This window comes from Stakelama sediminis (assembly GCF_014199335.1).
Classification (GTDB): Bacteria; Pseudomonadota; Alphaproteobacteria; order Sphingomonadales; family Sphingomonadaceae; genus Sphingomonas; species Sphingomonas sediminis.
In genome coordinates, this window is record NZ_JACIJI010000015.1 from 1 (window position 1) to 11,812 (window position 11,812).

The 11,812-nt window shown below is 56.2% G+C and carries 7 protein-coding genes and 3 pseudogenes; 4 read left to right on the plus strand and 6 right to left on the minus strand.

Features of this window, described 5'->3' with window-relative positions; all coding sequences use genetic code 11:
- The first annotated feature begins 178 nt into the window (after positions 1 to 178).
- Positions 179 to 1,475 (plus strand): annotated as a pseudogene (locus FHR23_RS16250) (IS110 family RNA-guided transposase).
- Positions 1,476 to 1,684: 209 nt separating this feature from the next.
- On the opposite strand, the pseudogene FHR23_RS16255 reads toward FHR23_RS16250, so the two are convergent.
- Positions 1,685 to 2,295 (minus strand): annotated as a pseudogene (locus tag FHR23_RS16255) (DDE-type integrase/transposase/recombinase); the annotation flags it as partial.
- A gap of 387 nt (positions 2,296 to 2,682) precedes the next feature.
- On the opposite strand from FHR23_RS16255, the pseudogene FHR23_RS16260 reads away from it, so the two are divergent.
- Positions 2,683 to 2,964: pseudogene (locus tag FHR23_RS16260) on the plus strand (IS3 family transposase); the annotation flags it as partial.
- A gap of 287 nt (positions 2,965 to 3,251) precedes the next feature.
- Here FHR23_RS16260 and FHR23_RS16265 read toward each other — a convergent pair.
- The 5 genes from FHR23_RS16265 to FHR23_RS16285 are packed head-to-tail and all read right to left on the minus strand — an operon-like array spanning position 3,252 to position 8,686.
- Positions 3,252 to 4,187, minus strand: a complete 936-nt coding sequence (locus tag FHR23_RS16265) for a sulfotransferase (protein ID WP_184006107.1) — start codon at positions 4,185 to 4,187, stop codon at positions 3,252 to 3,254.
- Positions 4,188 to 4,216: 29 nt separating this feature from the next.
- The gene (locus FHR23_RS16270; protein ID WP_184006109.1) at positions 4,217 to 5,545 is read right to left on the minus strand and encodes a hypothetical protein; all 1,329 of its coding nucleotides are present in this window, start codon (positions 5,543 to 5,545) and stop codon (positions 4,217 to 4,219) included.
- Positions 5,542 to 6,333 (minus strand): glycosyltransferase family 2 protein, encoded by a 792-nt coding sequence (locus FHR23_RS16275; protein WP_184006111.1) that lies wholly within the window; start codon positions 6,331 to 6,333, stop codon positions 5,542 to 5,544. The genes FHR23_RS16270 and FHR23_RS16275 overlap by 4 nt, the downstream gene beginning before the upstream one ends.
- A complete protein-coding gene (locus tag FHR23_RS16280; protein ID WP_184006113.1) occupies positions 6,330 to 7,481 on the minus strand; it encodes an acyltransferase family protein in 1,152 nt (383 codons plus the stop codon). Before FHR23_RS16280 ends, FHR23_RS16275 begins: the two co-directional genes overlap by 4 nt.
- Complete coding sequence (locus FHR23_RS16285; RefSeq protein ID WP_184006115.1) at positions 7,478 to 8,686, minus strand: glycosyltransferase; 1,209 nt, start codon at positions 8,684 to 8,686, stop codon at positions 7,478 to 7,480. The genes FHR23_RS16280 and FHR23_RS16285 overlap by 4 nt, the downstream gene beginning before the upstream one ends.
- A 445-nt stretch (positions 8,687 to 9,131) precedes the next feature.
- Between FHR23_RS16285 and FHR23_RS16290 the strand changes: the two genes are divergently transcribed.
- Positions 9,132 to 9,935: an FkbM family methyltransferase gene (locus tag FHR23_RS16290; protein ID WP_184006117.1), complete on the plus strand. Its 804-nt coding sequence runs from the start codon at positions 9,132 to 9,134 to the stop codon at positions 9,933 to 9,935.
- 301 nt (positions 9,936 to 10,236) lie between these two features.
- The gene (locus tag FHR23_RS16295; RefSeq protein ID WP_184006119.1) at positions 10,237 to 11,520 is read left to right on the plus strand and encodes a polysaccharide biosynthesis protein; all 1,284 of its coding nucleotides are present in this window, start codon (positions 10,237 to 10,239) and stop codon (positions 11,518 to 11,520) included.
- The last annotated feature ends 292 nt before the right edge of the window (positions 11,521 to 11,812 follow it).

The following is an 11,812-nucleotide window of genomic DNA, read 5'->3' on the forward strand; positions in this document are numbered from 1 at the left end:
GGCGCGGACCTCAGGTGAAAACTTGTTCGTCGTCTTGCTTGTCATAGCCCCTTACTCTCAGGAGTTGGGGCCTCCGACAAACCCGGCGCGGTTCACAGGCTTCATCACGGCGGTCATGACCGGCCAGCGGGTCTCTAAAGTGAAGTTGTCGACTCAACCCTTTGGAGACTGACCGACCATGACCCAGCGTAATCCTACTCCCGCCGACGCCGTGCTGGTAGCCATCGATATGTCAAAGCACCGTCAGGAGGTTCTCATCGAACGTCCGGAAGGCGGACGGCGACGGCGTATGACAGTGATGGCGACACAGGCCGATTACGACCGCTTGGCATCCGACCTGGCTGACATAGGCAGGTCGATTATTGTCGGCTTCGAGGCGACCGGCAACTATCACCGGACATTGGCGCATCGTCTGCTGAGTGCTGGTTTCGAGTTGCGTCTGATCTCGTCCGTTGCCCTGGCGCGGACCCGCGAGGCGCTGCATAATGGCTGGGACAAGAACGATTCCAAAGATGCGCAGGTGATCCTGCATATGCTTCAGATCGGCGCCACCCAGCGCTACGTCGATCCGCTTGCCGCCGGTATCAACGATCTTCAGGAGATGTCGAAGACCCACGAGGCGATCTCCAAGGCCAAGACCCAGACATGGCATCGGATACTGACCCACTATCTGCCGCTGTACTTCCCTGAGATCGAACGCTTCGCCGGCAACAGTCGATCTGATTGGTTCCTCGCCTTGATTGAGCGCTTCCCGACGCCCGGTAGCATGACAGCGCTCGGCCAGGAGGCTTTCACGCACGAGGCCTGGTCACTTGTTGGTCGCAAAGTCTCCAAGGCACGGTTGCTCAACGATATTTATAAGACGGCCTGCGCGTCCATCGCACTGCCAGTCGATGAGGATTCTGTTGCGATCACCATGTTCCGCATGGTCATCGGGCAAGCGCGAAGCCTGATCCGGCAACGCGACGAGATTGAGCGAACCGCTCATGCCTTGCTCAGCGAGAACCGCGATTATCAGCTCTTGCGTATGATCCCTGGGATCGGGCCGATCAACGCGCTGACCATTCTGGCGGAGGCTGGCGACCTTCGCCGGTTCGCCCACCATCGCCAGTTTCTCAAGTTCTGCGGGCTCGATCTTGCAACCTGCCAGTCCGGCACATTTCGCGGTCGGACCAAGCTCTCAAAGTATGGCAATGCCCGGCTGCGCCGCACCTTCTGGATGGCAGCCCAGGTAGCAGCTCGTCAACGCGACAACAGCTTTCGCGATAAGCTGGGGCGATACATGGAAGGGCACGCCAACGATCCAGATCGCCGCCGCAAGGCGATGACCGCACTCACCGCCAAGATGGCGCGCGTCGCTCACGCCGTCATCAAAACGGGAACCGAGTACCGCCCGTTCCTCGAACGGGCGGACACCAGATGGAAGGACCCCTCTCTGCTGTGCCGTGAGGGCGCAACTGCGACCCTGTAGATAATGTTCGGGCCTTCCATCTGGCATCCGCATCTCATTTTAAGGACGGTGAGGACCACGACCCACGCGGCCGTTGGATCCTGTGTTTGCTATGGCCGAGAGCGCATTCCTTGACGATGGAAGCCATCTGGATCAAAAATACATTAGCGCCGACTACACTCGGCGCAACGAGACCTGCTGGCCATTTTCCAGTGCTGTTTCCCGACCTAGGACGTTGTCGCTGACGATCATGCCGGGCTTTCCACGCTGTGCGATCAGCTCGGTCAGTTCACGCACGACACGACGACCCGAGATCGAGGTGTCCGGCACCGCTGCCAGGCACTCCCTCGTCACGTCATCGACCACGTTGAGCACGCGGAACCGTCTGCCGGATGCCATCTGATCGTGAACGAAGTCGAGGCTCCAGCGCTGGTTCGGCAGAGCCAGAACCGGAGCAGGTGCTCTCGTGCCGACAGCACGCCTGCGGCTTCGTCGTCGCCTGACCGCCAAGCCTTCCTCGCGATAAAGCCGCTGGGTCTTCTTCCGGTTGATCATGATCCCCTCCCGGCGCAGCAGGATATGCAAACGGCGATAGCCGAACCGGCGACGCTGGTTGGCCAGCTCGCGCAGCTTCTCGCGCAGACCGGCATCATCGTCCCGCGTGATACGGTAACGCACGCTTTTGCGATCGGCATCGATGACACGGCACGCCCGCCGTTCGCTCATCCCGTGACAGGTCTGGAGATGAGCGACAGCTTCCCGCTTCGCGGCGGGCGTCAGAACTTTTTTGCCAGAAGATCCTTCAATGCAGCCTGGTCCAGCATCGCATCGGCCAGAATGCGGCGCGACAATCAGGGTGAGAATAGCGCGACAAAGAAGATGAGAAAGGCGTCGGTGTGTTTGTCGGGACGAGGGGCGTAGCCCCGAGGAGCGGCAGACACACCGACGCAAGCGTCTTTCTTTCCGGGGAAGGCGTGATGGTGATCGCGATCTGCCAGCCTGCTTTCCCATGGAAGGGGAGAAGCGGTGCCTGGGAGCCACATCAACGATCATCAGGTGAGATTATATATGAAGATGAGACAGACGATGCCGCCGCGCAGTGCGGCGGCGTGCGCTGCGTTCAGCACGCCAATGATCTGCTCTTCCGTGAACCTCGTTCGCTTCATCTGTCCGTCCTTCTCGTAGGGCCAGACTCTAATCAAGCTTGGAGGAAAATCAGGGGGTCACGTCACGATCGCGGCAGCCAGTATTGTTCTTACGACTACCAGAAAAAACTGCAGGCCCACAGCCTGCGACCGTCGATGAGCGGAAAGGGCAACTGCTACGACAACTCCGCCGTCGAGACGTTCTTCAAATCGCTGAAGGCGGAACTGATCTGGCGTCAGAGCTGGCCAACAAGACGTCAGGCTGAGGCTGCCATCTTCCAGTACATCAACGGCTTTTATAATTCCCGCCGCCGCCATTCATATCTGGGTGGCATCAGCCCCGTCGCGTTCGAAGCCAAGGTAGCATAGTGAGATAGGTGACCGGCACAAAACCGGTACAAGTCCACATTTCTGGCGAGGCAATGCGATCCCGATGAAAACTTCTGTAGGATGTTCCACGGTTCGTCCTCCTCGTGTAAGGGTTGGCTCGGCTCACCCGAGCAACCCTCGGATCACTGGTGTAGGGCGAACCACCTCTAACAACGAGACGGACATATGGCCTTACCCCCCGGAGCTTACGATCAATCCTCGATTTCCCGCCCAAAACAACAGGAGATACGTCAAACATGGGTTAACTCTCACTGGAAATAACAGTATCAGCCGAGAGCCCCTATGGCGGAGTCGCTATCGACGACGGGCATGCCGTCATCGCCATAAATCTTGTTTAGGCCGAAGCGGGCGAGCAAATGGCTTGCAGTCTCCTGCCGCTCAGCCGAGAGCGAACGCCGCCAGCTGAGCGGACCGGCGGCACCATACAAAATCGTGCTGTCGGCCTGGCTCATGTTACTCGGGATCGATGCCGCCGATACGATATCGCCTGAAAAGGACCGGCCGAGGAAGGTGGCAATCCGGTCCATCTCGCCCGCTGGATCGAGGCAGATATGTTCGTAAAAAAGTACGAGCGCATCGCCGGGGCGCAATTGCCGCAAAGGTACATAGTTTTCGATGCACCAACTGACCAGGTGACGCTCAAAATGGTCCGATGTATCCCTCAGGTCCAAGAAGGGGCGCAGGTGATCCTCGATCAGTTCGGGCTGCTCGAAATACGTGTCGATGCCCGTAGGCCAATTGAGCTTGAGCTGAGAACTCGCAACCGGACAAGGATGGCGTAGTAAAAGAAGCTGCGGAATTTGGGGAAATTCCTCGCGCAGCCAGGCGAGGAATAGGTTCGCGCGAATATCCTTCAGGATGCGCTTATCGGCAAAGATTTTCCGGTTGAACTTGTCGATCCAGCGATGCCGTATCTTTCCCGCAAGAATTCGTTCAATTTCGGGCCGCATCATCGGATAGGACTGGCCAGGCCTGAGATACTGCTTGTACTGCCACCGCTTCAGCGCCGCGATCTTGCCATTGTGGAACGGCTCGAACATCATCCGATAGTCGTTATCGACGTTCAGAAGCTCTTCGACCCAGGTCGTTCCGCTTCGCCCGCTGCCCGATAGAATGATGGTGTTTTCAGACCGCCCGGTGTCGACCATGAAATAGTTCAGTAGCTGCCACAGGCGCCCCTTGGCGATGCTCCAATCCAACATGCCCTTGCGCCCCTGTCCCGCCGACCTCATTATGAATAGACCGCAGGGCAAGAGAGGCGACGTGGTTTGGCAGTCGGTCGCCTTACCATAGCGCGAGAGCGAAGTTCGAACTGCTTGCGATACCGCCGTACCGCCAGACAGGTTGTGATGAACAAGAATGTCAGCAGTGACGATTCAATCGACAGGAAAGAACCTGATAGCGCGGTCGATAAAAACAGGTACATGATCGCTGCCGACAATTCTCGTTCACCGCGGATGAACAAAATACCGGAGTAGAAAATGAGCATCAGACAGGCCGCTATCCCGAAAACGCCGAAATACATGATGAATTCGTAGATCCCATTAGTTATGTGCGATTCACCGGTGAGCGCGAAATAGCCTGTCTTTCGACTGATGGTTTCGTTTGCACCGATCGGTATCCCGAGTGGGTAATTCGATATCGCGTATTTCACGGTCGTGAGCGGAGCCATCGTTCGTCGGTCCACGGATGAAGCGCTGCCAGCGGTGGCGGCGGTTTCGATGCGTTGCGAAATGGTCGTTCCCATAACCACAACAACAATTCCGAGTCCTATGCTCAAGATTAAAAACTGGCGAAGGGACCTCGCAAACAAGATGGTTCCGATGACCACGATAAGAACGAGCAGGCCGAGCGATTTTGTCAGTAGCATGCCGAGCACCGCTAAGACCATGTTGCGAAAAACCTTCTGCGTCCGGATAAGATCAATGAAGCACAGCGTGCCGATAATTCTCCCGCACATTGATGGCTCATATACGAGCCCGATGGCGCGGGCGGCCAGTGACGCGCTGACATGCACGTAACTTTCCCCCAAGCCGACGCCGGTAATCGGCTTGACCAGCTCAAAGCCGATCAGCTTGTGAAAAATCCCTGCGGCAATGATCTGAAACGCACAAATGCTGACGATGACGACGTTTGCCGCGAAAGCAGCATTTGTCGGCAGTGCAGACCGTGTCAGAAATGCGGTTGCTAGCAATAATACGCTCACGACCCATAGCGCATAGGACGCGGCAAACTGACTCGAGGGCGGCAGGATCGTGACCCTAAGCGCGGAGCTGACGGCGTAGATCGCAACGGGCACGATCAGCGCGATCAGTGCCAACATCAACGGCATGATACGAAACGTCATCCGGCGCAACGCGAGTATCAGCGTCGACGCGGCACAAAGCCCACCAATGGTGACGTGGTAGTTGGAAACGTCGAAAAGCCTGGCATAGAGGCCAACAAGGCTCAAAAAACCGAGCACGACGAGCGCTCTGTCGAAAGTGGTAGACTTGCGAAGGCGCCCGCTCGCGGAGCCGGCCATCGGTTTGCGTCGCAGTTGAGAGATCGTTGCCGTCACGTTGTTCGCCGGTTAATTTGGGTCAGGAGCTTGAAAACGAACGAATTCATCGACCTGAAAAGGACGCTCGCCGTACACTTCCAGAGCGGCAGATGAAGCTCGGAGCGTTGGATTTGCACGGCTTCCTTGATCAGACGAAGCTTGTGCCTTCCCGACGTGGCGTCGGCATCAAACGAATTATTTCCGATCACCTGCGGGAAGCTTTGCATGCGCGCGCCCGAGGCGCGCAATCGCGCCAGTACGTCATAGTCGCCGCAAATCCGATACCGATCCGAAAACGGGTGTTGAAGATGCACCTCCCTGCGAAAAAAAGTCGCCTGATGCAAACCCGGTTGGCCGTGCCAGATATAATTCGGCGATTTAGCGGGCCGGTCGATGACTTTTTGTCCAAAGGTCATTTTTGATGCGAAGAACGCGACATCGGGCTGACCGGCCTGATCGATCGCATCGGCAACGATCTGCAAAGAATCGGACTCGAGCAACCGATCGCCGGCGTTCAGAAAAACGATATAGTCGCCGGTCGCGGCTTTGAGACCCTTGTTCATAGCGTCATAAATGCCGCGGTCCGGCTCGCTGAAGCCATGCGCCTCACCGCTTGCGAACGCGGTTTCGACTAGATGCAGCGTCTTGTCGGTCGAGGCGCCATCGACCACGATCCATTCAAAATCGCAGGAATTCTGGTCAAGTACGGATCGCCGGGTCGCCTCGAACCCCTCCGCATTGTTGCGGACGATCGTGACGATCGAAAACTTTGGCGGGCCGTGGGTCCGGCCGGTAGGTGCAGTCATCCGGCGTCGTGCTCCATACGCAATGTGGGGCGCTTTTCAACTTCAACGGCTGCGGGCTGCGGCTTTACACGCGGGGCAAGCGCCCTGCGTGCGGGAACTTCCAGCCAGCGATAGGAAAGCGCAGCCAGAACGACCACGGTCGCAAGGAACGCCGCGCTGTCGATCACGGTCCAGTGAGCCGGGTCAAACTTCAAAAAGCTTACCGGAATATGTGGGCCAATCCGCCAAAGGATATTCAGCACCGGAATGTGCAACAGGTAAATTCCCAGCGACCAAGCCCCGAGTAGCTGAAATATGCGCAGATCAAGCATGCGCCCGATAATCCCGCGCTGCTGCGCGATCGAGATGATCAGGAACATATTGATCAGGCCAAAAAGCAGCGGGGGATTTTCGCCGAAATAGATCAGCTCCAAGATAAGGAGCGCCAGAACACTCTGGGCGATGCTGAACGGCAAGTTGCTCTGTATCCTCACCGCCCTTGGCTTGAACCTCGAATAAGCATCGAATGCCAGTACCCCGACAAAAAAGCAGAAAATGCAGATCAGCAGGTGCTCTGGCGTCGGCATCGGCAGCAACAGCATCGCGCCGGCGACCACCGCGAGCACGACAGCGACCGATCTCAGCCGTTCACGCGCAAAAAAGACGACGGCTGCAAAGATCAGGTAGGTGTAAAATTCGACCGAGATGCTCCAGGCAGGGCCGTTCCAGACCGCGTGCTGGTCCAGTCCCAGCGATTGGATGAGCGCAAGACTGGCAAACCACGATGCCAGCGAATGTGTGCTATCCGGCTCGAAAAGCTGGCTTGACGCAGGACCATGGAGCGCGAGCACCACGAGGCGCGGTAATATCATCGCGAACAGAATTGCGGCGTGCAGCGGCCAAATCCGGGCGAAACGGCGTTGCATGAAACTGGCGATCTGACCGGGGCTCGCCAGGCGGGAGCCATATTGATAGCAGATCACGAAGCCGCTGAGCACGAAGAAGGTTTCGACAAGCATCCAGCCGTGCATCAGAAGCGGCACTTGCGGCAGCAGCGCGTTTGTCGCCATGTGGTGCAGCACCACCCAGGATGCGGCAAGCCCGCGCAGTCCGTCGAGCGCATGCAGCTTCTCGCGCGGCGACTTCGGACCGGAGGGTACGGCCGTCAAGCCTGCACCTCGTCGCTCATGCGTGAAAGATCACGATAAACTTCCCGATACGCTGCCGCCATGGTTTCACCCGACCAAATCTCACGCGCGCGGCGCGCCAATTCCAGATGCGATTGCCCGCCATATAGTTCGTTTTCGCGACCGGTGCGAACGATTTCATACGCCTCATCGGGCGATTCAGCGCATCGCCCGCCCACCAGCCGAAGCATTTCCTGTGCGGCGGCAGAAGGATAGGCGACGACATAAGCGCCCACGCTCAGCGCCTCGATAATCGTCAACGGCGCATTGTCCATCTGCGATGTGAACATGAGCGCCCGCGTCGAAGCAAAGATTCGCGCGAGTTCCGTTCGGTCGCGTACCTCGCCCAGAGCCGTGGCGCTGGTGTCTGAAAACGGGCTGCTGCGCCCGACGAGCTTGACATTACCGCCAAATTCCGACGCCAGCGTGCGGACCAGCCCGGCATCGATCTTTCCCGGCGAAGCGAGATCCGATGCGCAAAACACAAGGTCGTTGCGGTCCGTACTGAGCTGGAAACCGCTCACCGCGGCCTCGAATTCGCGATCGAGCGCGTTGGGGATGAACCGAACATCCAGATCGGGAAAGATTTGGCGGTGATCGTTGCAGAGATGTTCGGACGGGCAGACAATCGCCAGTCGGCTACGCAGGCGGCGAAGCGCCGCATGCCGCGAGACGCGCACCTGCCGGGAACGATCGCGCAGCGACGGCAGGTCTTCGAACCGCCTGGAGCCGCATTCGCCGCAGGCCCGTCGCCACCCCATGCAATCGCGCGCAAAGCCACATCGGCCGCTGACCAGCCACCAGTCATGCGCGGAGATGACGACCGGCTTGCCGCTTTCTGCGAGCAGGCGCGTCACGGTATTCCAGTTCAGATAATAGTGATGCGGCGCGTGAAGGTGGATCACATCGGTGCGGGCTATATGCGCCCTGACATGTTTGATACCGGCGGTCCGAATTTCACGACCGGCGAGGACATGCGACGCAAAATTGGTGAGGACTGCAGATCGCGAGCCGAGCCATTGAACATCGGGCTCGTCCGCAGTTCTCGGATCCGCCTGAATTCCCGAAGCGTAGCCATAGAGGAGATGGCAATCCTCTCCCATCGCCTTGAGGCGGTGGTGAAGGTCATAGCCAACGCGTCCCGCGCCGCCCTGCGTGGCCCGAATATTGATCGATAGAATCTTCATGCGCGTTTCAACTTTCCTTCAATCTGGCCGGTCAGGCAAGATTTTAAATACACCTCTGACGGGCCGCACGCTCGCTACGCCTTTCGCAACATCGAATGCCCAGGCCGAAATTCCGGCAGCAGAAAGGTGGCAGGTCGGACCATCCGAGACTTGGCGCGGAAACGATAACCGTTTACGACCCCAGTGCGCGACTACAAGCATACTTTCGATATCACAGACGCTGGCATTCTCGGCTTTTTCGGTTTGCGCTAGGCCGATGCATGGACCCAGCGCAGACCAAGGGAGCGGAGTGAGATGGCAGTTCGTTACATTTTCGCTTTTTTTCAAATGATGGGAATAAGGGACGGGTGATTTCGCGCAAGCCGATGGATCAATCCGAGCCATTGTTTGCGATCTGACGCAATGGGGGTATTCGCTGAAGCACCTATTAGGAAAAGGTGGTTTTATGAAGCATCTCATGCATTTCGGCGCTCTGTTTGCGCTTGCAGCCACGAGAAAGAGCAAAAGATTCGTGCGCTTGTCTCCCAATCGCAGTGGGAAGATCTTTATCTTCGACAAGAGGAACAAGGAAATATTTCACGTACATGCACGCGAGAATATTGATTCGGTCACTGCCGACCAGATATTCGCTAAAAACGACTATGATCTGCGATTTCTGAAGCGTTATCCTGAAATACTCGATCATTATCGGTACATTCTGTCTACGGGCCGCAATCCTTTAATTATCGACTGTGGAGCAAATATCGGATTGTCTGCATATTATTTTAGTAGGGAATTTCCAGAATCGCGTATTGTCGCTGTTGAGCCGGAAGTAAATAATTTCACGATGATAAAGAAGAACTGCGACGGTTTAGGAAACATTGATTTCAAGAACGCGGCAATCGGTTCTGTCGATGGGTTTGCGACGATCGATGATTCCGGATCGAAGAACAATGCGTTCCGCACTTCTCGTACGGATAGTGGCAAAGGTGCTATACCGATCTTGTCGATCGACACGATTTTGTCGGAAAACACTGATCTCGTGCCCTTTATCGTCAAGATCGATATTGAGGGATTTGAAGACGATCTTTTTTCCCGAAACACCGGTTGGGTAGCGAAAGTTCCGCTGTTGATCGCGGAGACCCACGATTGGATGCTGCCAGGTCAGGCAAATTCGCGAAATTTCCTTCGCGCCATCAGCAATGAAGACAGAGATTTCGTTCACAGGGGAGAAAATATATTTTCAATTTCAAATGATTATCCGAAGTAATCGGTCATTTAGCATGATGGGCGCCGTTCGATACGCGGTTTCGAACTCGCTCCACACGCAAGTATCGACCGATGTCTGCCCGCTGGGTTGGGAATATCTCAATATCAGCGATCAGTGCATTGCGATTCTCTGTAATTCTTACCGCTTCTCCTTGCTTACATTTGAGGTGGGATAGGAAAATCAGGCAGTTCTGGAATGCCACCTCGGGTATTAACGGGCCGAAGATTGCTTGACGCCCCGTCAAAACGGCCTGCCCTAAAATGTCGTCTCGCAATGTAGCACTTAATCTCGGATAAAGAACGTGACGTCAGCAATCAGCTTTTTTATAGTTCGGTCGCTGGGCTTGATCTCCCAGCTCGCCGGTCTGATGATCGTCATCAAGATACTCGGCGAGTATCAGTTCGGCAGATACGCACTGATATTGTCGGCGGCCACGATATTTGCCCAGATCGTTGATTTCGGACAATCGAGGTATCTGTTCAAGCAGGCGCACAAAGGCATGGGCGTCGGAAGGCTGGCCTTCTGGAGTATCCTGTCGAGACTGCTGTCGTTGGCCGTCCTGATCCTGCCTGCTTCGATATATGCCTATGCCGCCGGAATTTCCGTGTTAGCGTTCATTGCAGGAGCGCTGTCGATCATCATCAGCCAGTTGATCACCATCAATCGATACAAGCTGATCATGGACGGAAAGATATTGGTATCGATCTTTCTCGACTCACTCCAAGGCATTATTTTCTTTTTGCTGATATTATCGACCTATGAATCCAACTTTGCCGTCAGCGTCGGCGCTGTGTTCTTGATGATGTTGATTTCGTTTCTGGTCTCTTTTCTTGCTTCGGTGATCATCTCGTCCTCCGGACCGGCATGGATCAAGGCTTTGAAGGCTGTCGCGAGAACCTCGATCAGGCGGTCGAAAAAGGGCGTAGCGTTCATCGCGTTAAATTCGATTTATGTCGGAATCGAGATGTTCCTGACGGTGTCGAGGTTCAGCCTGCCCGTTATTCTCGCCGAGTTCCTCGGTTTCAAAGCGGAGGTCGCTGCTGTAGGACTGTTCCAGAGGATCATCGGCCTCGAAATATCGCTCATCTCGGTCACTGTGACCGCCAAGATCAAAGATTATTATCGTGACGGTGTTCAGGGGATAATTAATCTCGCTCCGGCGGCAATTTCTGCGCTTGTGACGGGCGCCGGAGCCTATCTCGGACTGGTGCTTTTCGGCCCAGTCACCAGCTGGCTCGGCCTGAATTCGGCTTCGACCCTGCTCAGCCTACTCGATAGTCTGGCCGGACTTCCGTGCCGCATCGCAGTAGCTACCGCCGCCGTAGCCTTTTACATTCACCTCAGCATGGCGGTGCTTGGCGCCGACAAACGCAAGGTGCGATGTATTTCCGCGGGGGTCGGCGTAGCATTGATGGTCGTGCTAGCATCGACCTTGCCGTCTGATCCGTACGACAGGCTGAGCATCATCATCGACGCATTTGCAATCGGTCAATTCGCGTCGATCGCATGCCTGATGTGGTTGGCGGTACGCTGCGGAATCCGTTTCACGAGAAAGTCTACGCAGCAAGATATGCCTGTGCCATAAGCCGCGGATCAAGTTTCTTAAAATCTTGTATTTTTGGGCTCGGATTTCGCCAGACGACGTGACCTGCCACGGGTAATTTCGTCCAGTTGTGATTAGGGGTTGTTGAGATTCACTGTAAGACCGTATGTCCGCCTCTGCGTTTGGGGTGGCTCGCCCTACACTGCGCGTCCGAGGGTTACTCGGGCGGTCCGAGCCGATCAGAGGTGGCCGGGTTGGTCTGAACAGGGATCGGCGCTCGATAAGTGGATCGTCTGCGGGTGGTTTCGTGGAATTGCCGATATGGGGCGTCATG